This is a genomic window from Janthinobacterium glycogeni (assembly GCF_051380725.1).
GTDB lineage: Bacteria > Pseudomonadota > Gammaproteobacteria > Burkholderiales > Burkholderiaceae_D > Janthinobacterium.
Map to the genome: position 1 here is coordinate 355361 of NZ_JBNYXP010000006.1, position 22369 is coordinate 377729.

Sequence of the window (22369 nt, forward strand, 5' to 3'; positions counted from 1 at the left end):
GACCCTGACAGTGTTGCGCAGTACGATCGTTCTGAATATCAGATAATTTACGCTATACCATCCCATAAAACCGGACGATCATCTCCATGCCATGAGCCTGCTGAATTTCGACATCGCCTTTCTGCGCAGCTATGTGGCTGGCGTCGAGCTGGGCAGCTTTGCCCGCGCGGCCGACAAGGTGGGCCGCTCCACCTCTGCCGTCAGCGCGCAGCTGAAAAAACTCGAGGAGCAGGCGGGCATGCCCCTGTTCCGCAAGGATGGCAGGGGCCTGGCGCTCACGCCGGCCGGCGACGTGCTGCTCGGCTATGCACGCCGTCTGCTGGAACTGAACGACGAGGCGGCCGTCGCCTTGCGCGGCGCGGAACTGGAAGGCTGGATCAGGCTCGGTTTGCAGGAGGATTTTGGCGAAGCCTTGCTGCCGGACGTGCTGGGGCGTTTTGCCCGCGCGCATCCGAAAGTGCGCATCGAGGCGCACGTGGCGCGCAACACGGCCCTGATGGAAGGGCTGGCCATGGGCCAGCTGGACCTGGCCCTGCTGTGGGGCGGCGCCTGCATCGCCGACGTGGCCGAATATCCGCCGCAGCAGCGCCAGCATATTGCCCAACCGTCCATGCGCTGGATCGCCTCGTCCAGCCTGGCCTGGCGCCCCGAGTCGGGCGAGCCGCTGCCGCTCATTACCTTCGACCGCGACTGCCTGTTCCAGCGCTGCGCCACGCAGGCGCTCGATGGGGCCGGCATCGCCTGGCGCACGGCGTTTACCAGTCCCAGCCTGGCGGGACTGTGGGCGGCGGCCGCCGCCGGGCTGGGCGTGACGGTGCGCACGGGCCTGGGCTTGCCCTCGACCGTGCGCGCGCTCGATCACGTGGAAGCGGGCTTGCCCGCCCTGCCCCCGCTGTCGCTGGAATTGCTGCGTGCTTCAACGGTGTCCAGGCCGCCCGTCGAGCGCCTGGCCGGCCTGATCATCGCCTCGCTGCAACAGGATGCCGCTTAAAACGCCTGCGCCGTCGGGCGCAGCACGATTTCATTGATATCCACGTCGGCCGGCTGCTCGATCGCATACGCGATGGCGCGCGCTACGGCATCGGCGGGAATGGCGATCTGGTAGAACTCCTTGACGGCCTTGGCGCTCTCGGCGTGGCTGCTGCCCTGGCTCAATGCCGTGTCCACGGCGCCCGGCGCAATGACGGTGGTGCGGATGGTGCCGCCGCTGGCGGCCAGTTCATGGCGCAAGCCTTCCGAAATGGCGCTGACGGCAAACTTGGTGCCGCTGTAGACGGTGCCGCCCGGGCTGAAGACTTTTTGCCCCGCCACCGACGAGACATTGATGAAGTGGCCGCTGTTTTGCGCCTGGAAATATGGCAGGACGGCAGCGATGCCGTTCAGCACGCCTTTGATGTTGATATCGATCATGTTGTTCCATTCATCGACCTTCAGGGCGCTCATCGGCGCGATGGCCATCAGCCCCGCATTGTTGATCATCACATCGACCTTGCCGAACACGGCCAGGGCCGTGTCGACCAGACGCTTCAGGTCGCCCGCCTGAGTGACGTCGGTCTGGGCAATGGCGGCCTGGCCTCCGGCGGCCGTGATTTCCTCGGCGATGGTATTGAGCAAATCCATACGGCGCGCACCGAGCACGACGCAGGCGCCCAACGCGGCCAGATGACGCGCGGTGGCTTCGCCCAGGCCGCTGCTGGCACCGGTGATGAGGACGACTTTCCCTGCAATAGCTTGACTCATGATGGGTTCCTTGTGAAGGCAGCACAGTGCTGCGGATGACATCGATCAATGCCGGCACAGCTTAGCGCATTTGCGTCCCTTTTTGCTATAAAAAAGATAATTACTAAATCGTAATTGTTAGGCGCGAGCAATCAGCACCTGCACGGGCGCCATGGGAAAATCGCTGGCGCCATACTGCTCCACCTGCCGCCAGCCCATGTCGCGCAGCAGCTGCGCCAATTCACCATGCCGTGTCACCGTGCGGCCCAGCATGCGCATCGGCAAGTAATACGGCAGCACGCGCGCCGCGTCGCCCGGTGCCGCCGCGATTTCCGCCTGCACGCAGACGAGCACGCCTCCGGGCTTCAAGGCTGCCTGCATCTTGCGCAAGGCCGCCGCCATGTCGGGCACGAAATGCAATACGGACGAGCACCAGATCAGATCGTAATCGCTGCCGATATCGTCGCTGTCCAGGTCGCCGCCCAGGGCCTCCAGGCGGTCGGATAGTTGCGCATGGGCGATGTTCGCGGCCGCCACGGCCACCGCTTCCGGCCAGTCGAAAACGCAGCCCTGCACGCCCGCATGGGCTTGCGCCAGCGCAATAGCCACCCAGCCAGGACCGCCCCCCACGTCGAGCAGGCGCAGCGGCATGTTGCCGTCCGCAAACGGGGCGACGCGCTGCATCACGGACAGGGCCGCGCGCATGGTGACGGCGCGCTGCTCCTGGCCGATCTGCTGCTGTGCGGCGGCGGCCCAGTTGATGCCATTGGCTGTGCTGTAGGGTTTTACCTTGCCGCCATCGCGCACGAGGGTACTGAGCTGGGTGGCGAAATGGCGCAGCGCGTGCAGCCGGTACAGCCAGGCGTCGCCGCAAAAGGCAACCGAGTCGCGGCAGAAATACTGCAAGGTGGCGGCCGTGCAGCGGTAGCGCTGTGCCTCAGCATCGGCCCCGTCGCGTTCCAGCACCTGCATGCTCCAAAGCAGTTCCAGCAGCAGCGCCGTGTGCGGCGCATGCAGCGACAGGGCCTCGGCCAGTTGCGCCGGCGTGTGCGGCGTGGCCAGCACCTCGAAAATACCCAGTTCCAGGGCGGCGGCCAGCCCATCGGCCTGGATGGGCGCGACGGCCAGGTCCCAGTACGGTTGCAAGGCGTGTTGTGTATTGAATGACATGATCTTCCTTTCGGCGAAGTGGGCATCAGCGTCATTTTATGCAACAATGAGAATAATTATCATTTGCATTTGTATGCGGTACGGCGTATTTCGTATGCGCGGCGGCGCGCAAGGACAGGAAGGAGCGATGATGGAACAGGACAGGGAAGCGGCAGGCTGGACGCGGCGCCAGCTGGACCCGGGCATGGGCGAATGCCGCGCCGACCAGAGGCAGATCGACCAGGGCTTGCTGCTCGTGCATTCCGATTACCGCCCGCGGCTTGCGCTCGTCGAGCAATCGCAGCATGACGACGGGGGCGGCATGGTGATCACCATCGGCCTGCAAGGCGCGTCCGGCTATGTCGCGCGCGATGGCCAGCACCTGCGTTTCCAGGGCGGCCATACGACGGTGACGGCGTTTCGCCACGTCAGCGGCGAGCGCCGTTTCGAGGCGCATCAGCGGGCGGCGCAATTGCGCGTGCTGGTCGATGAAAACGCGCTGGCGCGCTATTGGCCGGAGGGCTTGCTATCCGTGTTGCCCGACGGCGGCGCGCGCCAGCTGGCGCATGCGGTCACCACGCCCGCCGCCGCCCAGCACGCCCGCTCGCTGCTGCGCGCGACGGACCCGCTGGCCGTGCATATCGGCGTGCTGAGTATCCTGGCGGAGCAGCTGCGGGGACTGCGGCCCGCGCCGGCGCGCGTGCCGCGCTGGTCCGAGGCCGACATCATCAAACTCGAGCGCGCCTACGCGCTGATGCAGGAGCAGATGGCGCAGGCACTCACGCTCGATTACCTGTGCGCGCAAGTGGGGCTGAGTTTGTTCAAACTCAAGCAGGGATGGCGCTACCGCTACAACGACAGCCCCCAGCGCACTTTGCTGGCGCTGCGCATGCAGCGGGCAAAGTTACTGCTGGAAAATGGTTGCCAGGTGGCGCAGGCGGGCTGGCAAACGGGCTACCGCCACCCGGCCAATTTCAGTGCCGCCTTCAGCCGTTATTTCGGCTACGCGCCGAAGACCGTGGGACGCGCGGGCGCGTAAAAAGCCGGTGTAGAATCGGCGGGCAGCAAATAATCATACGACCTACAAGGAGACATGATGGCCCGCAAAATCTTTGTCAATCTGCCCGTCCAGTCGCTGGAACGCTCCGTGGCGTTTTTCACGGCGCTGGGCTTCAGTTTCAATGCCCATTTCACCGATGAAACAGCGACGTGCATGATCGTTGCCGACGATATCTTCGTGATGTTATTGACGCACGACAAGTTCAAGCAATTCACGCCCAAGCAGCTGTGCGACACCAAGGTGGCGACGGAAGTGCTCGTGTGTTTGTCGGCCGAGAGCCGGGGCGAAGTCGATGCGCTGGTGGCAAAAGCCGTCCAGGCGGGCGGCAGCATCTACAAGGAGCCGATCGATTTCGGCTTCATGTACGGCCACAGTTTCCAGGACCCCGATGGGCATCAGTGGGAATTGATGTATATGGAAGCGAATTCAATACCGCAATAGCAGCGCAGGTCGGATTAGCGGCGGTACGCCGCGTAATCCGACAATATTATTGACCGGTGGTGGTGTCGGATTACGCGCGGCTTCGCCACGCTAATCCGACCTACCCGACTGTTAAACCTAAGCTTTAGCTGGCCAGTGCCAGCAAATCGACCACGTCCAGCCCGGCCAGGTCTTGCGTCGTGTTGCCCGCGAACGCGGCGCGGCTCTGCTGACCGTTTTTCAGCCAGGTGCGCGTGACGTCCTTGATCTGCGCCAGGGTGCAGTTCAGCACGCCGGTACGGAATTGCTGGCGCACGGCTTCCGTCGTGCCGCGCTGCTGCATGTTCCACGCCGTCAGCGCTTCCGCATACGGCGAGTGCGGCTTGTCGAGGCCCTTGATGACGCAGATGATTGCCTCTTCCACCTGCTCCTGCGAGAAATCGCCGTCGAGGATTTGATCGAGCGTCGTGCCGAAGTCGGCGTACGTGCCGGCCAGGCGCGGATCGCGGTAGGAACTGAGCGTAAACGTGCCGGCGCCGGCCGCATAGCTGGCGCTGCCGCCATAGGCGCCGCCTTTTTCGCGCAGGGCCGTATGCAGCACCTGGTTGGTCATCAGCTCGGCGGCGACGGCCAGGGCGGAAGCGTCCGGATTGTGTACGCCAGGCACGGCCCAGGAAACGAAGCAATGGTTGATCTGGCTCGTCGCATGCAGGGCCGTGTTGGCCAGCGGCAAAGCTGCCGGTGCTGGCGTTTCCGTCGCTGCGGCGGCATCCGTGCTGGCGGCCGGCAATTCCAGCAAGCGGGCCAGGGCGATGCCGTCCTGCTCCAGGCCGGCGCACAGCACGGTTGGCTGCTGGGCGATGATGTGCGCGTGCAGGGTGTCGAGCTCGCGCGCGATTTCCTGCAAGCCCTCGGACGTCTTGCTCAGCTGCTGCAGACGGCGGTAGAACGGCAAGGCCGCCGGGCCGCCGACGATGTCGTCGAAGCGGCGCGTCGGCGACAGCGGCGCCGCCGACGCGAGCATGGCGTAGCGGTTGCCCGATTCGGCCAGGCTGCTCAATTTGTCCTGTACCAGGCTTTCGATCAGGAAAGCCAAGCGCTCTTCTTCATCGAAGCGTGGCTTGGCGATCCAGGCCGACAGCACGGCGGCGATCGCCGCGTGTTCTTCGCGCAAGCCGCTGGCCGAGAACGACAATTCCACGCGCATCGCCTGTTGTGGGCGGGGAATGGCTTCCAGGCCGATGTGGAACGACGGCACCATGCTCTGGCGCCAGGCGCTGGCGTCGTCGAACGACATGTCGCCCACGCCCAGTTCCGGCGCCAGGTCCGTGTACAGGCGCAGCCATGGCCACGACGCTTCCGGCAAGCCCGACACGTCGTACAGCACGTTGGCATAGCTGATGCCGTTCGAGGCAATGCTGAAGGCCACGGCGCCGTCGACGGCGGGTGGAATCGGCAGGGCCGGGCGCGGCGCGGCGCTGACGTCGCCGGGGCGGATGCGCGGCAAGACTTCCGAATTCGACGGCAATTGCTGATGCGCTTCCAGCGCGGCGGACTCGGCCACGATGTGCTCGCGCTCGGCGTCCGTCAGCTGCGCTTGCAGGGCCGCCAGCCTGGCGTCTTCCTGGGCGGCGCGGTCCGTGAAGTAGGCGCTGTCGGGCACCACGTGCGTCGTCAAACGGGTCGGATTGGCGATCAGTTCGCGCACCAGCTGCTTGAAGAATTCCGGATCTTCGATCTGCTGTTCCAGGGTTTCCAGGATGGCCGCATTGTCGAAGGCATCCATCACGTTGCCGTCATACATGGCCAGCGGCAGGGCGTGCAGCAAACGGCCCAGGCCGTACGGCATGCGGCCGCTGCTGATTTCGCGCTGGCTGTATTTGATGTCGCGCAAGGCCGCGTGCAGCACGGCGGCGGGGATGCCCTCTTGCGCCGTCTCTTCCAGCGCCGTCCAGATGCGCTGGTGCGCGTCGGCGATCTGTTCTTTGGTTAAACCTTCCATGCCGATGTGGAACACCATCTGGCGGATGCCCGCATCGCGGCCATTCATGTCCGATGGGCGTCCATAGCCGGCCGATTCCATGGCGCGCATGACGGGCGCCGACGATTCACCGAGCAAGCCGTGCGACAGCAGGTGCGCGTGGTAGTAGGCGATGGGGTCGCTCGACTCGCCCATCAGCCAGGCGAATTGCAGGCCGAATTCATCGTCGCGCGCTTCCTGCGAAGGAATCTTGACGATATTTTCCTGCGGCGCCGTCCACGCGGGCGCCAGCTGCGGCAGGCGGCGCGGGCTGAAGCCGCTGAGCTTGGACAACACGCGTTCGGCGACCTGTTCCTGCACGGCCGATGCTTCGATATTGCCGGCGGTCATGATCACGGCTTGCGAAGGATGGTAGTGGCTGGCGTGGAATTCTTTCAGCATGTCATGCGTCAGCTCGGGGATATTCAGCGGATCGCCGCCCGATTCCACTTCATACGTCGTGCCCTTGAGCAAGGCGCTGGCGATGCCGCTGTCGAGCGCGCGCATGGGGCTGTTGAAGGCGCCCTTCATTTCATTGAAGACGATGCCCTGGTACACGAGCTTGTCGCCTTCGAACGCATGGCGCCAGCCTTCCTGACGGAAGTTCAGGTAATCGAGGTTGGGGAAGAAGGCGGCGTCCAGGTAGACGTCGAGCAGGTTGAAGAAATCCTTGCGGTCGGTGCTGGCGAACGGATACACGGTGCGGTCCGCATAGGTCATCGCATTCATGAAGGTGGCCGTCGAGCGGCGCAGCATCGAGAAGAAGGGGTCGCGCACCGGGTAGCGCGATGAGCCGCACAAGGCCAGGTGTTCGAGGATGTGGGCGCGTCCGTCGCTTACTTCCGGCACAGTGGGAAAGGCCACCAGGAACACCATCTCAGCCTGCTCGGTATGCATGTGGATATGGCGCATGCCCGTTGCTGGCTCGACATATTGCTCGATGGTTGCCTGCAAGACTGGAATGAAGTTGCTGCTGACTTTTTCAAATGTGCTCATGCGGTATGGGATCTCTGCGGTAGGTGATTCGGAGTGTCGGTGGGGCTGCATCACATATGGGGGCAAACTGGCGCAATGCCAGGGCGGGTGCCAGTTTGATGCCTGTATGAAGCTTTTCCCTATTGTACTAGGAGTATTCGTGCGCCGCCGCCGGGGCCTTGCCGGCCGCCGGAAAAGCGACAGTGTTGCAAAATTGATCATTGCAAGCTGGGTGGCGTCTCCGAATGAACGCTTAGCGTACCATGCGCCTTTTGCACTCCAGACTGAACCGAAGGCGCCCATCTTGTCCCGACTTTCCTTTCGCCAACTGTTATTTGCCGCCTTCATTTTGACGACGGGCATTTTGACGGCCACCTCCGTGCAAGCCCTGCTGACCCTGGAACACCTGGCGCGCCTGGGGCGCGAGACGGCGGCGCAGGCGATTGCCCTGACGGAACAGTCGCAGCGCCTGTCCGAGCGCACCCTGGCCATGGAGCGCAGCGCGCGCCAGTTTCTCGTACTCGACGACCCCGTGTTCCGTGAGCGCTACGCGGCGGCGCGCGACGAAGCGACGGCGGCGCTGCAAGTGCTGAACCGCGCCACGCCCGAGTTCGCCTCGCAACTGGCCGACGAGTGGACGGCGCAGGCGCAATCGGCGTGGGAAGTCTTGCAGGCCGGAAAACGCCGCAAGCGCGATGGCCACGCCGTCGTGTACCGCGCGTTTGCCCGCATGACGCAGATCAATGACAGCCTGGCGCGCGAAAGCAAGACGGAAATCGGCAGCCGCAACGATGCCCTGCTGGCCGAGCTGGAACGCCAGCGCCGCGTGCTGGGCATGCTGGTGGGCGGCGCCGTGCTGCTGGCGGCCGTGCTGGCCACCTGCTTCGGTTTTCTATTGTCGCGTCCGCTGCGCCGCATCGAGACGGCCATTGAGCGCCTGGGCGAGAAGCGCTACGACCAGCCCATCGTCGTCGGCGGCCCGGCCGACACGCGCCGCCTGGGCCAGCAGCTCGACTGGCTGCGCCAGCGCCTGGCGGACCTCGATGCCGACAAGGAACGCTTCCTGCGCCACATCTCGCACGAGCTGAAAACCCCGCTGGCGGCCCTGCGCGAAGGCGTGGCCTTGCTGGAAGACGAGGTGGCCGGCAAGCTCAGCGATAGCCAGCGCGAAATCGCCGGCATCCTGCAGCAAAACACGGCCTCGCTGCAAACCCAGATCGAAGACTTGCTGCGCTACAATACCGCCGCTTTTGACGCCCAGCATCTGGCGCACAGCAAGGTCGACTTGCTGGTCTTGCTGCAAGATGTGGTGGCCGCGCAGCGCCTGCAATGGCTGGCGCGCCGCTTGACGGTCGAGGTGCAGGGCGCATCCCTGATCGTGCAGGCCGACCGCGACAAGCTGGCGACGGCGCTGGCGAACCTGCTGTCGAATGCCGTGCGCTTCAGCCCGGAAGGCGGCACCGTGCGCTTTGCCTTGTCCTGTGAAGGCGGCCGCGTGCGCATCGACTGCATCGACGAAGGCGCCGGCGTGGCGCCCGAGGACGCCGCGCGTATTTTTGAACCGTTTTACCAGGGAGTGCGCCAGGCGGTGGGCGCGCGCAACGGCAATGGCATCGGCCTGTCCATCGTGCGCGAATATATCGCCGCCCACGATGGCAGCGTCACTCTTTTACCGCGCCCCGCCGGCGCGCATTTTCGGATAGAACTGCCCTTATGATGACGAGAACTTCCCTGGCCGCCATGGCCGCCTGCGCGCTGCTGTTGGGCGCTTGCGCCGCCAAGCCGCCCCTCCAGACGCCCGTGCTGGTGCAGACGCCGCCGCGCGTGGTGGTCGTGGCCGATCCCCAGCTGACCGAACTGCTCGCGTATCAAAGCGCCTTGCGCCTGATGACGCCGTCGGAACTGGCGAAAGCGCAGCTGGACCTGGCGAAAGCCGATCATGCGCCGCACAACACGCTACGCCGCGCCATGCTGCAGGCGACCGTGCGCGCCCCCGGCGACCTGGCCCGTGCGCAAGCCTTGCTGGAACCCTTGCTGACGGCCACGGGCAAGGATGCGCAACTGCTGGCGCCGCTGGCGCAATTGCTCAGCAGCCAGTATGCGGAGCTGCGCCGCCAGGACGAGAGCATCGACAAGCTCAACACGCAGCTGCGCGACGCCCAGCGCCGCAACGACTTGCTCAATGAAAAACTGGAGGCGCTGAAAAACATCGAGCGCAGCCTGTCCGTGCGCCCCGCCGCTGGAGCGCCGAAATGAGCGAGCACGCCCACATCCTGCTGGTCGACGACGACCCCGACCTGCTGCGTCTGCTGACCATCCGCCTGAAGGCGGGCAATTACCGCGTGACGGCCGTGGGCAGCGCGGAAGCGGCGCTGGCGCGCCTGGCCGTGGAATTGCCGGCCCTGGTCATTACCGACGTGCAATTGCCAGGCCGCGACGGCCTGGCCCTGTTCGATGAAATTCGCCGCCAGCATGCGGCCCTGCCCGTCATTTTGCTGACGGCCCACGGCACCATCCCCGACGCCGTCGACGCGACGGCGCGCGGCGCGTTTGCCTACCTGACGAAACCGTTCGACGGCAAGCTCTTGATGGAAAAGGTGGCGTATGCGATCAACTTGTCCACCGTCATGCCGGCGCCCGCGTCCGGCGACGAGAGCTGGCGCGCCGAGCTGATCAGCCGTAGTTCGCAGATGGCCGAGCTGCTGGCCGAAGCCAAGCTGGTGGCGGGTTCCGACGCCAGCATCCTGATCCGTGGACCTTCCGGCACGGGCAAGGAATTGCTGGCGCGCGCGCTGCACAACGCCAGCCGCCGCGCCAAGGCGCCATTCATCGCCGTCAACTGCGGCGCCATTCCCGAGCAATTGCTGGAATCGGAACTGTTCGGCCACGTAAAAGGCTCGTTTACGGGCGCCGTCGGCAACCGCGAAGGCTTGTTCCAGGCGGCCGATGGCGGCACCCTGTTTTTGGATGAGATCGGCGACATGCCCCTGCCGCTGCAGGTCAAATTGCTGCGCGTGCTGCAGGAGCGGGCCGTGCGTCCCGTCGGCGCCGACCAGACGCGTCCGGTGGACGTGCGGCTGCTGTCGGCCACGCACCGCGATCTGGACGTGGCGATGACGGAGGGGCAGTTCCGCGAAGACCTGTATTACCGCCTCAATGTCGTGACCTTGACCTTGCCGCCGCTGGCCGAGCGCCGCGAAGACATTTCTCTGCTGGCGAACCATTTCCTGCAGAAACTGGCGGCCAAGTACCAGAAACCGTTGAACGGCTTCGCGCCCGACGCCCTCACGGCGCTGGTGGCCGCGCCATGGCCCGGCAATGTGCGCCAGCTGGTCAATGTCGTCGAGCAAGTGTGCGCGCTGGCGACGGCGCCGCTGGTGCCCTTGTCCCTGGTGCAGCGCGCCCTGCGCGTGCCATCGCTGGAAGCGCTCAGCTATAACGAAGCGAAGCAGCGCTTCGAGCGCGACTACCTGATTCAATTGCTGCGCTTGACAGACGGCAACGTGGCCGATGCGGCCCGTCTGGCCGACCGCAACCGCACGGAGTTCTACCGCTTATTGCAGAAATACGAGCTGACGCCGGCCCTGTTCCGGGCCGACGGCGACCCTGTCGCTGATTAGCGACAAAAATAAAGTATTAATAATCAACGACTTATTGTAAAACATTGATATTGTTGCCACAGGCTGTCGCTGGCAGGCGACAAAAAGCCCGGATTTTCGGCCCGGAACGCCGCGAAACGGGCAGGAAAAATCCATACTAAAGCTAAGTCGTTGATTTTGAATGAAATTTAAAAGCTGGCACGGTGCTTGCTGTATGGGTAGATGTGACGCTTCAAAGTGTTGCTTTATCCAAGTAAGAAGCTTTTAACTTCATTGAGAGGAACTACCATGCAAACATCGAAACTGTTCAATACCCTGGTCGCCGCTATCGTACTGTCGGGCGCCTCGATCACCGCTTCGCATGCAGCTGACTCCGCCCCAAAAGCACAAGCTCCTGCTGACACCGTCGTGGCCGCCAACGCTGCCGCTGCCGTCCCTGATGAAACCATCACTTCCTCGGCCAAGGCCGCCCTGAGCGCCGATGCGCAAGCCGCTGCCCTGCCAGTCAAGGTGGCAACCCAGCAAGGTGTCGTCGTCCTGTCGGGCGACGTGCCGAGCGCCGAAGCGGGTGACCGCGTCGTACAGATCGTCGCTTCCGTGAGCGGCGTGAAAGAAATCAAGAACGAGCTGAAAGTCAAAGCCGCCGGCTAATCGCCCTCGCGCTGTACTTTACTCCGGGTTGCCCTGTCTGCGGACAGGGCATTTTTTTTGCCTAATTCAGTTAGTTTTGACTGTTTCGACAGCTGCTTGCGGAGGCGGCAGTGTCACCGGCGCTGTGGCGATGTCCCGCATCTGGATTGTTGTCGTATTGGGATAATCAAATCCCGCTCCTGTATTCCGGTCAACAATGTAGCCGATGCCGCCGCCCAGTAGAATATTGCCCCATACGGCACCATTCGACTTCGATACCAAGGTCGAACTTCCAGACAGATTGCCTTTCTTGCAGTCGACGATCATGTCGCCAGTGCTCTTATGCACCATTACGCTGCCAGGGCTGACAACGAACCAGTTTCCTGCATCGTTGCTGAGATTGCAGCCAATACCGGACACTTCCTTGCTCTCATGAATGGTCTGAATGGATACAGGCTGAAATTTTTCACCCGCGACGGATGCGCAGCCAGTTAACGCCAGTGAGGCTAAAACAAGAGATAGCTTATGCATATTGACCCTAGATGTAGTTATAATTTTTAGAACAAACTAGTGTAAATTGGCATTGTTTATTTATCTATAAAAATATTTTAATTATGGAAATTTTGTTTCTTTTTAGATGAATTCCTTGAAGCGCGAATAATGCGAGCAGTAAAGCCTCGTTCATTCTCACTGTATGATTTTTAGCGTTGATGAATCGAGTTCAACTGTAGAATAGCCAGCACTGGCGCCGTTTCCGGCGCTTTTTGTCATCCATGGCGCAGTGTTGCAAGGCTGGGCCGCTACCAGGCTACCGCATGTCTTCTTTTTCTCCCGCCGCCCTGCTGCGCAATCTAAAACCCGACAACTTCACCATCGCCCTGCTCGTCACCGTGGCGCTGGCCAGCTTCCTGCCCTGCACGGGCCAGACGGCCGTAGTCTTCGGCCATATCACCACCGTTGCCATCGGCGCCCTGTTTTTCCTGCACGGCGCCAAGCTGTCGCGCGAAGCCGTGGTGGCCGGTGTCATGCACTGGCGCCTGCATTTGCTGGTGCTGGCCAGCACGTTTATTTTGTTCCCCCTGCTGGGCCTGGCCCTGCGTCCGCTGGCGCTGACCTTTCTCACGCCCGAGCTGTACGTGGGCATCTTGTTCCTGTGCGCCTTGCCATCGACCGTGCAATCGTCGATCGCCTTGACGGCCATGGCGCGCGGCAACGTGCCGGCCGCCATCTGCAGTGCCTCGGCCTCGAACTTCATCGGCATCTTCCTCGCGCCGATTCTCGTCGGCTTGCTGGTGGCCAAGGGTGCGGAAAGCAAGTCGTCGGTCGACGCCGTGCTGTCCATCGTCATGCAGCTGCTGCTGCCCTTCCTGGCCGGCCAGTTCCTGCGCCGCTGGATCGGCCGCTGGGTCGACCGCCACAAGGCCATGCTGAAATTCGTCGACCAGGGGTCCATTTTGCTGGTGGTCTACACGGCCTTCAGCGAAGCCGTCAGCGAAGGCCTGTGGCACACGATTTCGGTGGAAACCCTGGTGGCGCTGGGCCTGTTCAGTATCTTGCTGCTGGCGCTGGTCCTGGGTCTGATGACGTTCATCAGCCGCCGTCTGGGCTTTAGCAAGGAAGATGAAATCGCCATCGTCTTCTGTGGCTCGAAGAAAAGCCTGGCCAGCGGCGTACCGATGGCCAAGGTACTGTTTGCCACGCACTCGCTGGGCATGGTGATTTTGCCGCTGATGCTGTTCCACCAGATTCAATTGATGATCTGCGCCGTGATCGCGCAACGCTATGCGCGGCGCGATGAGGCGCAGGAAGTGCCGGCGACGACGCGATAATGCTAGTCTCGCAATAGCGTCAACGCCTGCCGCAAGCCCTCGACGATCACCCGATACGCCTGCCGCCGGCTCATCTCATCGGGCGCGCGCAGCACATACGCCGGGTGATACACGGTAATCACCCAGCGCCCGTCGTGCTGGATCGGCGTGCCGAGCAGCGGCGTCATGCTGGCCGCGCCATCCTGCAGTACGGATTTGAATGCAGTGCTGCCCAGCGCCACGATCACCTGCGGTTGGACCCGCTCGATCTCTTCTTCCAGCCAGCCATGGCAGGCGAGGATCTCGCGCTGGGCCGGGGTCTTGTGCAGGCGGCGCTTGCCGCGCGGTTCCCACTTGAAATGCTTGACGGCGTTGGTCAGATAGAGGCTGTCGCGCGCCAGGCCCGCTTCTTCCATGGCCCTGTTCAGCAGCGCACCGGCCGGGCCGACGAAGGGCAGCCCGGCCAGGTCTTCCTGGTCGCCCGGCTGCTCGCCCACCAGCATGATGCGGGCGGTGTGCGGGCCTGTGCCGGGCACGGCTTGCGTGGCATGCTGCCATAGTGCGCAGCGGCGGCACCGGTCCAGCGTCGTGGGGACGTCGCGAGCGGGCTGGGCCCGCTCTGCGCTGATCGGGATCATGGCGGCGCCCTGCCGCTGTCCCACGCTGGCCGTCTGGCCCGTGCGCCGCTCGCCGTTGGCCGCGCCGCTCAGCATGGCGGGCACGATGGCGCCTTCCGGCAGGTTTTTCCAGAAGCGCGAGGGGATATGGCTGTGCAGCAAATCGGCATTCACGCGCGCGGGATTGAAGATGCTGCGGTAGTAGGTCAGCCACAGGGCTTCGCCCGCATCGTCGATGTCGGCCGCGCCACGCAGCAGGGCCGGTCCCGCGTGCAAGGTGGCGCCATCCCACAGCATGCTGGCCGCCGGCGTGGCGATCATCCAGCTGGTCGATCCCATGCGGCGCGCGAAGTGGCGCGCCACCTGCGGCAGCACCTCGTGCGTCGGTTCGAACCAGGCGACGAAGCGGGGAGCGCCCTCGCTTTCCGCCCGCTCGCGAAAGCGCACGTACGCATGCATGTCGTGCTCTTCGCGATGCACGGCCTTGACCATGGCGTGCAGGCGCGCACCATCGGCGTCGGCCGGCGAGAGCACGTCGTGCTGGCCCTGCTGCCAGCGCCAGAGCACCTGATATAACAACGCCCAGCGGTCATGCACGTTGAAACAGGCGGCGGCCTGCAGCAATTCCACCAGGGCACGGGGCAGGCGCAGCGGCGGCGCGCTGGTATCCGTCGCATCCGGCGTAGAGGAAAACAGGTCGCCCTCGCCTGGCTGCGATTGCCAGGCCACGTCGGCAGGCGGCACCTTGAGCGCGATCAATTCGCGTGCCGCCGCGCGCCATTCGTCGAACGATTGCGCCAGCCGCACCACGCGCTCATTGACAGCTTTCATGCGGCCTGCAGTTCCGGCCACAGAGGCATCTGCTGCGGCGCATCGGCCATGGCGCGGCGCAAGTGTTCCGAGGCCGTGGTGTCGCGCGCGGGAAAGTAATCGGCCGTGATGATGAAGGGGGCGATTTTCTTCATGCTGCAGCGCAGGCGCGACAGGTCGGCGTAGCGCACCTGCCGCAGCTGGCGCAGCTCGACGATGCGCTGCGCGTTGCGCAGGCCGATGCCGGGCACGCGCGCGATCATGTGCTGCGCCGCGCGGTTCAAGTCCAGCGGAAAATGTTCGCGGTGCGCCAGCGCCCAGGCCAATTTCGGATCGATGTCGAGCGCCAGGTTGCCGCCGCTGGCGGGCAGCAGTTCGCTGGCCTGGAAACCATAGCTGCGCAGCAAGAAATCGGCCTGGTACAGCCGGTGTTCGCGCAGCATCGGCGGCGGCGCCAGCGGCACGCTTTTCGGGCTGTCGGGGATAGGGCTGAAGGCCGAGTAGTACACGCGCTTGAGCTTGTAGCTGCCGTACAGGGTCTCGGCCGTGGCGAGGATCTGCTGGTCGTCGCTGGCGTCGGCGCCGACGATCATCTGCGTGCTTTGCCCGGCCGGCGCGAAACGCGGCGAGCGCGGTTCTTCGGCCTTTTCATCGAGCTTGCGGCGGATGGCGCCCATGGCCAGCTTGATCGTGTGCACGCTTTTTTCCGGCGCCAGTTTCTGCACGCTGTCCTGCGTCGGCAATTCGATGTTGACGCTGAGCCGGTCGGCATAGCGGCCCGCCTGCGCGACCAGGACCGGATCGGCGTCGGGGATGGTTTTCAGGTGAATGTAGCCGCGGAACTGGTGTACTTCGCGCAACTCGCGCGCCACCTGCACCAGCTGCTCCATCGTGTAGTCAGCCGACCGGATGATGCCGGAACTGAGGAACAGGCCGTCGATGTAATTGCGCAGGTAAAAGTCGGCCGTCAGCTTGACCACTTCGGCCACCGTGAACCGCGCGCGCGGCACGTTCGAGCTGCGGCGGTTGACGCAGTACTGGCAATCGTACAGGCAGTAATTGGTCAGCAGCACTTTCAGCAGCGAGACGCAGCGCCCATCCGGCGTATAGCTGTGGCAGATGCCCATGCCCGAGGTGGCGCCAAAGCCGTCCTTGCCGATGGAATCGCGCCTGGGCGCGCCGCTGCTGGCGCAGGACGCATCGTACTTGGCCGCGTCGGCCAGAATTTCCAGCTTGTCCGTCAATTCCATGGCTCACCTCAATATACTGTGTTTATATACAGTATATCAGGGAATACACCTTGCACCGTCTTGACTTGCGCGATGGCAGAACGCTATATATAAGTGTATATTACGGTCCTTGTTCACCGTTCACTTTACAAGGATACGACCATGCGCCTCACCTCCCTCGCCAAGCTCCTCGGCACTGCCCTGCTGGCCACCGCCGCCACCTCCGCCCTTGCCGGCGAAGTGGTGGTGTCGGCCGCGGCCAGCCTGACGAACGCGTTCAAGGATGCGGCGCAAAGCTACGAGGCGCAGTATCCGGGCAGCAAGGTGTCCCTGAACTTTGCCGCCTCGGGCGTGCTGCTGCAGCAGATCGTCAAGGGCGCGCCCGTGGACGTGTTTGCCTCGGCCGACCAGGAAACCATGGATGCGGCGCAAAAGCAGGGCCTCGTCTTGCCGGCCGACCGCATGGACTTTGTCGGCAACAGCCTGGTGCTGATCGTGCCGCACGATAGCAAGCTGGGCATCAAGAGCCTGAGCGACCTGACGCACAAGGGCGTGACCCGCGTGGCCATCGCCAACCCGGCCAGCGTGCCCGTCGGCCGTTACTCCGAAGGCGCGCTGAAGAAGGCGAAATTGTGGGAAGCCGTGCAACCCAAAGCCATCGGCACGCAGAACGTGCGCCAGTCGCTCGACTACGTGGCGCGCGGCGAAGTCGACGCGGGTTTTGTCTACGCCACCGACGCGGCCATCATGAAAGACAAGGTCAACGTGGTGCTGGACGTGCCATTGGACGCGCCCGTGCTGTATCCGATCGCCACCATCAAGGACAGCGGCAATGCGGCCGAAGCGAAGCGCTTCGTCAGCTACCTGCAGACGGCGCCGGCGCAAGCCATCCTGGCCAAGTACGGGTTTAAAAAGCCATAAAGTAAAACGACTGCACATGGATATCGCCTGGACCGCGCTGGCCCTGTCGCTGAAAGTGGCGGCATGGGCCACGGCGCTCAATTTGTTGCTCGGCATCGGCACGGGCTATCTGCTGGCGCGCACGCGTTTTCCCGGGCGCGAGCTGCTCGACGCCCTCCTGACCCTGCCGATGGTGATGCCGCCCACCGTGCTCGGCTATTACCTGCTGGTGCTGCTGGGCCGGCGCGGCACCCTGGGCATCTGGCTGCAGGACAACTTCGGCATCAACCTCATCTTTACGTGGCAGGGCGCCGTGATCGCGTCCACCGTGGTCGCCTTTCCCCTCGTCTTCAAGCCGGCGCGCGCCGCCTTCGAGGCCGTCGACGGCCAGCTGGAGCAGGCGGCCCGCGTGCTGGGCATCCCGGAGCTGGCCATCTTTTTCCGCGTCACGTTACCGCTGGCGTGGCGTGGCATCCTGGCCGGCGTGCTGCTGGGATTCGTGCGCGCGCTGGGCGAGTTCGGCGCCACCCTGATGGTGGCCGGCAGCATTCCCGGCAAGACGCAGACCCTGTCGGTGGCCGTGTATGAAGCCGTGCAGGCGGGCCAGGACGACGTCGCCAACACGCTGGTGCTGATCACCTCCCTCGTCTGCATCGTGGTGCTGTTGTCGGCGGGCCGCCTGGCGCCCGGGCGCATCGCGCACAAATGAGCCTATGATGACGCCCATGCAACTCGACCTCGACATCCGCGCCACCTTGCGCTCCGGCAAACGCCGTTTCGACCTGCAGGTGCAATGCACCTCCGGCAGCCAGCGCATCGCCATGTATGGCCCGTCCGGCGCCGGCAAGAGCATGACCCTCAAAGCCATCGCCGGACTCTTCACGCCTGACTCTGGCCATATCCGCTTGAACGGCCGCACTCTGTTCGATGCGGCCGCCGGCATCAACCTGCCGCCGCAGCAGCGCAATGTCGCCTACCTGTTCCAGGATTACGCGCTGTTCCCGCACCTGACGGTGCGCCAGAACGTGGGCTTTGGCCTGAGCCGCGGCTGGTTCAACCCGCGCGCGCGCGAAAAATTGCAGAAGATCGAGCATTGGCTCGACGCCTTCCACTTGCAGGAACTGGCGCACCAGTATCCCGACGAGTTGTCCGGAGGCCAGCGCCAGCGGGTGGCGCTGGCGAGGGCGCTCGTGGCCGAACCGGCTGCGCTGCTGCTCGACGAGCCGTTTGCCGCTCTCGATCCGGCCCTGCGTGTCAAAATGCGGCTGGAACTGAGCCAGTGGCAGCAGCGCCTGGACGTGCCCATGATCCTGATCACACACGATCCGGAAGATGCGCGCATCCTGGGCGAGCATGTGCTGTACTTGCGTGACGGACAGATCGATAACAGGGAAGAACACATGGCATTGGGTGAACGCATTGGATAAATCAGCGGCAGCGGAAATCGGCCTGCAAGGCTCGGTATGGATGACGGTGGGCGGCGAGCACCTGGGCGGTGCCGGCCGGGTGGAATTGCTGGGCGCCATCGCCGAATGCGGCTCCATCACGCAGGCGGCCAAGCTTGTGAAGATGAGCTACAAGGCGGCCTGGGACGCCATCGACGCGATGAACAACCTGGCCGGCGAACCGCTGGTCGAGCGCCTGACGGGCGGCAAGGGCGGCGGCGGCACGCGGCTGACGCCACGGGGACGCCAGCTGGTCGACAATTTCCGCATCATCGAGCGCGAGCATGCGCGCTATCTGCGCCAGTTGGGCAGCCAGGCCGAAGGCATCGCCGACGATCTTTTACTCATACGGAGAATGGCCATGAAAACCACGGCGCGCAATCAATTCCTGGGCAAGGTGGCCGAACTGAAACAGGGCGCCGTCAACGATGAAGTCACGCTGGAATTGCCGGGCGGCCAGCACATCGTGGCCATCGTCACGCAGGGCAGCAGCGCCAGCCTGGGCCTGGTGCCGGGCGCGGAAGCGTTTGCGCTGATCAAGGCCTCGTCCATCATCCTCGTGGCGGACAGCGCAGGGGCGCGCTTTTCCGCACGCAACCAGCTGGCCGGGCTTGTGACGCGCGTGCAGACGGGCGCCGTCAACACGGAAGTGGTGCTGGACCTGCCGCGCGGCGGCACCATCGCCGCCATCATCACGAACCAGAGCTGCACCGAGCTGGGCATTGAGCCTGGCAGCAATGTGACGGCGATTTTCAAGGCGTCCAGCGTGATCCTGGGCGTGCCGGCGTAAACGGCGACGCTGAGCAAAGTTCCGGGGTCAGACCCGGCGGGTCTGACCCCAGCTTTACGTTGCAGGCCTAATCCTTCAACCGCGACAACCAATCGGCCGCCGCCGCCAGCGCCTGTTCCAGTTCCTGCGCCGTCTGCGCCAGCAGTGCCGGCACTTCGTCCAGACGGCCCGCATCGATGGCTTCCTCGGTGGCGAACGCGGTGCGGATCAGGCGTTTCGTGCCCAGGGTGCCGACGGAGCCGCGCACGCTGTGCAGGATGCGCGCCACGTCGCTGTGGCGGCCTGCCTGCAAGGCCGTTTCGGCGTCGCGCATGGGCGTCATGCCCTTGTTCAGCGCGTCTTCGACCATGCGCCGCAGCACGCCGCGCCCTTTCGCATCGCGCCCCATCACGCGCATCAGCGGCGCCATGGAAAAAATTTCTTCATCGGCGACGGGCACCGGTCCGGCCGTCTGCACCGGCGGGCGCCTGGGCAGGTGGCGCAGGATGACTTCCATCATCTCTTCCACCACCACGGGCTTGGCGATGAAATCGCTGATGCCGGCCGTCATGCAGCGCTCGCGCTCGGACGCCAGCACGCCGGCCGTCATGGCGATCACAGGCAGGCTCAAGCGTAGTTCCGTGCGGATGATGTGGGTGGCGCTGAAACCGTCCATGACGGGCATCTGCATGTCCATCAGCACGATATCGTAGCGCAGCGCTTCCGTGCGCAGCCGTTCCACCGCTTGCAAGCCGTCACCCACCACGTCCAGCGTGGCGCCCATGTGTTCGAGGATGCCGCGCGCCACGGCCTGGTTCAAATGATTGTCTTCCACCAGCAGGAAATGCACGCCGGCCAGTTCCGTGCCCAGCGGCCGCTGCAGCATGTGCTGCTCGCCGCCGTCGTTTTTGGTAATCAGCGCCTGGTGCAGGGCATCGAACAGGCTCGAGCCCGTGATCGGCTTCATCAGCACGACGTCGGCCTCGGCCGCGCTGGAAATTTCTTCCAGGTGGTTGCGGGCGAAGGCGTTGACCATTACCACGATGGGCTGGCGCTGGCCGCTGGCCGCCTGGCGGATGGCCTTGGCCGTGGCCAGGCCGTCCATGACGGGCATGTGCCAGTCGGCCAGCACCACGTCGTAGGGCTGCTGCTGCGCCAGGCGCTCGCGGTACAGTTCGATGGCGGCAAAGCCGGAGTCCACTTCGTCGGCCAGCCAGCCCCACGCCTCGATCAGCTTGACGATCAGTTCGCGCGTGGTGCGGTTGTCGTCGGCCACCAGCAGGCGCAGCTGGCCCAGGGCGGGCGTGCGCCGCGTTTCGGCCGGCTGCGCCAGCATGTCGAAGGGCACGCTGAACCAGAAGCGGCTGCCCTTGCCTTCGCTGCTGGCGACGGCGATGTCGCCGCCCATCATGTGGATCAGCTGTTTGCTGATGGCCAGGCCCAGGCCCGTGCCGCCGAAGCGCCGCGTGATGCTCTGGTCGCCCTGTGAAAACGCGGCAAACAACTGCTGTTGCTGCAACTCCGTCATGCCGATGCCCGTGTCGCGCACTTCGAAGCGCAGCCAGGCGCGGCGGTTGTCTTTCTCGGCCAGGCTGACGGCCACCACCACTTCGCCGCTCTCGGTGAACTTGATGGCGTTGCCGGCCAGGTTGACGAGAATTTGCTGCAGCCGCTGGGCGTCGCCCACGAGGCGGCGCGGCACGTCGGGCTCGACGGCGATGGCCAGTTCCAGTTCCTTTTCGCCCGCATTCATGGTCATCGTCGTGGCCAGCGTGTTCATGACCTCGTCGAGGTCGAATTCGACGGGCGACAATTCCATGCGGCGTGCCTCGATCTTCGAATAATCGAGCACGTCGTTGAGGATGCCCAGCAGCGACTGGCCCGCCACGCGCACCATGGTCAGATATTTGCGCTGTTCCGTGTCGAGCTTGGTATTGCCCAGCAAATACACCATGCCCAGCACGGCATTGAGGGGCGTGCGGATTTCATGGCTCATGTTGGCCACGAAATCGCTCTTCGCGCGGTTGGCCGCCTCGGCCCGGTCGCGCTCCTGCTCCAGCTCCGCCGCGCGCGCTTCGAGTTCCTGCTGCAGGCGGTCGCGTTCGCCCATCAGGCCGTTGAACGCTTCCGTCAGTTCGCCGATTTCGTCGCGCTGCAGCACCGGTACGGGCGTGAAGCGGCTGCCGCTGGTGCGCAGCGCCTGCAGGGTGTCGCGCAGGCGCACCAGCGGCGAGAGCAGGCGCACGGTGACCCAGCCCAGCACGGCTGCGGCCAGCAGCGAGGCGAGTATGCTCCACAGCACCAGACGGTACAGCACGCCGTCGAACGGTTCGAAGGCGTCGTCGAGGGGCAGCGAGGCGGCCAGCAGCCAGTTCACCGATTTCAGGCGCTTGAAGCTGTTGACGGCCGTGATGCCGCGGCTGTTGGTGCTGACCATGCTGCCTTCGCCATCCATCTTCAGCAGCTGCGTGGTCGTCAGGTTGGCGTTCGGCTGGCGCGGCTGCAGCAAGCGGCTGGTATCGGGATGCAGCACGTAGCGCGGCACGGCGCCGCGCGTGAGGATGAAATAATAGCCGCTCTTGCCGATCTTTTCCGAGCGCAGGCGTCCCAGCAGGTTGTCCTTGTACAGGCGCAGCACGCCGATCACCACGCCGGCCACCTGGCCATCGGCGGCCAGCACGGGCGCGGCCATCTGCACGATGGGCATGCCGCTCGATTTGCCCAGCATCGGCTCGGTGATCATGGGCTGGCGCGTGCGCAGCACGGTCTGGAAATACTCGCGCTCGGCGACGTTGATGCCGGCGCGCCCCGCCACTTCCGGCATGTCGGCCACGACGGCGCCGTGCGCGTCGAGCACCAGCACGTCGTCGAACAGCACCAGCATCGAGCGGCGCGAATAGTAGTCGCGCAATTGGGCGGGCTGGGCGATCAGTTCCGGCGGCTGCTGCCGGGCCGTCAGGGTGACGATCTGCAGCAGCATGGCCAGCTTGTCGTCGAGTTCGGCGGCGGTGCGGGTGATCAGCGACGACTGCTGACTCAGCAGTACCCGGGTGAAGTCGGCGCGCATGTGCTGCACCTGGATCATGGTGACCAGCGCGATCATGGCGATCGAGGTCAGGCTGGTGGCCAGCGCGACTTTTGCTTTGATGCCGAGAGGCTTCATGATTTCCTTTTCAGTACCGGGCGGCACAGGCGGCAGATAATGCTGTCAGGAATTTT

General features: G+C 64.3%; 19 protein-coding genes. 12 read left to right on the plus strand and 7 right to left on the minus strand.

The features are described from left to right. The first annotated feature begins 91 nt into the window (after nucleotides 1-91). On the plus strand, nucleotides 92-991 hold the full coding sequence (locus ACQ4W4_RS16730; protein WP_436542931.1) for a LysR substrate-binding domain-containing protein: 900 nt from the start codon (nucleotides 92-94) through the stop codon (nucleotides 989-991). Here the strand turns inward: ACQ4W4_RS16730 and ACQ4W4_RS16735 are convergent. Further along, nucleotides 988-1740 carry an SDR family oxidoreductase gene (locus ACQ4W4_RS16735; protein ID WP_436542932.1) on the minus strand — a complete coding sequence of 251 codons (753 nt, stop codon included), beginning with the start codon at nucleotides 1738-1740 and terminating at the stop codon, nucleotides 988-990. The two genes, ACQ4W4_RS16730 and ACQ4W4_RS16735, sit on opposite strands and share 4 nt — an antisense overlap. A gap of 117 nt (nucleotides 1741-1857) precedes the next feature. Next, the gene (locus ACQ4W4_RS16740) at nucleotides 1858-2889 is read right to left on the minus strand and encodes a methyltransferase domain-containing protein (protein ID WP_436542933.1); all 1032 of its coding nucleotides are present in this window, start codon (nucleotides 2887-2889) and stop codon (nucleotides 1858-1860) included. Between the two features lie 127 nt (nucleotides 2890-3016). On the opposite strand from ACQ4W4_RS16740, the gene ACQ4W4_RS16745 reads away from it, so the two are divergent. Both ACQ4W4_RS16745 and ACQ4W4_RS16750 read left to right on the plus strand, forming a co-directional pair. After that, entirely contained in the window at nucleotides 3017-3907 is an 891-nt protein-coding gene (locus tag ACQ4W4_RS16745; RefSeq protein ID WP_436542934.1) for a helix-turn-helix domain-containing protein, read from the plus strand. A gap of 57 nt (nucleotides 3908-3964) precedes the next feature. After that, a complete protein-coding gene (locus tag ACQ4W4_RS16750) occupies nucleotides 3965-4369 on the plus strand; it encodes a VOC family protein (RefSeq protein ID WP_436542935.1) in 405 nt (134 codons plus the stop codon). A 124-nt stretch (nucleotides 4370-4493) separates the two neighbouring features. Here ACQ4W4_RS16750 and ACQ4W4_RS16755 read toward each other — a convergent pair whose 3' ends face one another. Further along, complete coding sequence (locus ACQ4W4_RS16755; RefSeq protein ID WP_436542936.1) at nucleotides 4494-7364, minus strand: insulinase family protein; 2871 nt, start codon at nucleotides 7362-7364, stop codon at nucleotides 4494-4496. Between the two features lie 283 nt (nucleotides 7365-7647). On the opposite strand from ACQ4W4_RS16755, the gene ACQ4W4_RS16760 reads away from it, so the two are divergent. The 4 genes from ACQ4W4_RS16760 (at nucleotide 7648) to ACQ4W4_RS16775 (ending at nucleotide 11593) form a co-directional block, all read left to right on the plus strand. After that, nucleotides 7648-9060 (plus strand): HAMP domain-containing sensor histidine kinase, encoded by a 1413-nt coding sequence (locus tag ACQ4W4_RS16760; protein WP_436542937.1) that lies wholly within the window; start codon nucleotides 7648-7650, stop codon nucleotides 9058-9060. Then, a complete protein-coding gene (locus ACQ4W4_RS16765; RefSeq protein WP_436542938.1) occupies nucleotides 9057-9599 on the plus strand; it encodes a hypothetical protein in 543 nt (180 codons plus the stop codon). Before ACQ4W4_RS16760 ends, ACQ4W4_RS16765 begins: the two co-directional genes overlap by 4 nt. Next, nucleotides 9596-10963, plus strand: coding sequence for a sigma 54-interacting transcriptional regulator (locus ACQ4W4_RS16770; protein ID WP_436542939.1), 1368 nt, complete (start codon nucleotides 9596-9598; stop codon nucleotides 10961-10963). Before ACQ4W4_RS16765 ends, ACQ4W4_RS16770 begins: the two co-directional genes overlap by 4 nt. Before the next feature lie 267 nt (nucleotides 10964-11230). Then, nucleotides 11231-11593, plus strand: coding sequence for a BON domain-containing protein (locus ACQ4W4_RS16775; protein WP_034752546.1), 363 nt, complete (start codon nucleotides 11231-11233; stop codon nucleotides 11591-11593). A 66-nt stretch (nucleotides 11594-11659) separates the two neighbouring features. Here the strand turns inward: ACQ4W4_RS16775 and ACQ4W4_RS16780 are convergent, their stop codons facing one another. After that, nucleotides 11660-12103, minus strand: coding sequence for a hypothetical protein (locus tag ACQ4W4_RS16780; protein WP_436542940.1), 444 nt, complete (start codon nucleotides 12101-12103; stop codon nucleotides 11660-11662). 284 nt (nucleotides 12104-12387) lie between these two features. Here ACQ4W4_RS16780 and ACQ4W4_RS16785 point away from each other — a divergent pair, with 284 nt between their 5' ends. Further along, entirely contained in the window at nucleotides 12388-13401 is a 1014-nt protein-coding gene (locus ACQ4W4_RS16785) for a bile acid:sodium symporter family protein (RefSeq protein WP_436542941.1), read from the plus strand. 2 nt (nucleotides 13402-13403) lie between these two features. Here ACQ4W4_RS16785 and ACQ4W4_RS16790 read toward each other — a convergent pair whose 3' ends face one another. Beyond that, the gene (locus ACQ4W4_RS16790) at nucleotides 13404-14828 is read right to left on the minus strand and encodes a UdgX family uracil-DNA binding protein (RefSeq protein ID WP_436542942.1); all 1425 of its coding nucleotides are present in this window, start codon (nucleotides 14826-14828) and stop codon (nucleotides 13404-13406) included. Further along, nucleotides 14825-16057 carry a putative DNA modification/repair radical SAM protein gene (locus tag ACQ4W4_RS16795; protein ID WP_436542943.1) on the minus strand — a complete coding sequence of 411 codons (1233 nt, stop codon included), beginning with the start codon at nucleotides 16055-16057 and terminating at the stop codon, nucleotides 14825-14827. The genes ACQ4W4_RS16790 and ACQ4W4_RS16795 overlap by 4 nt, the downstream gene beginning before the upstream one ends. A gap of 141 nt (nucleotides 16058-16198) precedes the next feature. On the opposite strand from ACQ4W4_RS16795, the gene modA reads away from it, so the two are divergent. From modA to ACQ4W4_RS16815, 4 genes are read left to right on the plus strand one after another with little or no spacing between them, the layout of a single operon-like run. Further along, nucleotides 16199-16957, plus strand: a complete 759-nt coding sequence (gene modA, locus ACQ4W4_RS16800; protein WP_436542944.1) for a molybdate ABC transporter substrate-binding protein — start codon at nucleotides 16199-16201, stop codon at nucleotides 16955-16957. Nucleotides 16958-16973: 16 nt separating this feature from the next. Then, nucleotides 16974-17645 (plus strand): molybdate ABC transporter permease subunit, encoded by a 672-nt coding sequence (modB, locus tag ACQ4W4_RS16805; RefSeq protein ID WP_436542945.1) that lies wholly within the window; start codon nucleotides 16974-16976, stop codon nucleotides 17643-17645. 16 nt (nucleotides 17646-17661) lie between these two features. Further along, nucleotides 17662-18363 carry a sulfate/molybdate ABC transporter ATP-binding protein gene (locus tag ACQ4W4_RS16810; protein WP_436543011.1) on the plus strand — a complete coding sequence of 234 codons (702 nt, stop codon included), beginning with the start codon at nucleotides 17662-17664 and terminating at the stop codon, nucleotides 18361-18363. Nucleotides 18364-18403: 40 nt separating this feature from the next. Further along, the gene (locus ACQ4W4_RS16815) at nucleotides 18404-19171 is read left to right on the plus strand and encodes a TOBE domain-containing protein (RefSeq protein ID WP_436543012.1); all 768 of its coding nucleotides are present in this window, start codon (nucleotides 18404-18406) and stop codon (nucleotides 19169-19171) included. A gap of 67 nt (nucleotides 19172-19238) precedes the next feature. Here ACQ4W4_RS16815 and ACQ4W4_RS16820 read toward each other — a convergent pair whose 3' ends face one another. After that, the gene (locus ACQ4W4_RS16820; RefSeq protein ID WP_436542946.1) at nucleotides 19239-22313 is read right to left on the minus strand and encodes a response regulator; all 3075 of its coding nucleotides are present in this window, start codon (nucleotides 22311-22313) and stop codon (nucleotides 19239-19241) included. Nucleotides 22314-22369 lie beyond the last annotated feature (56 nt).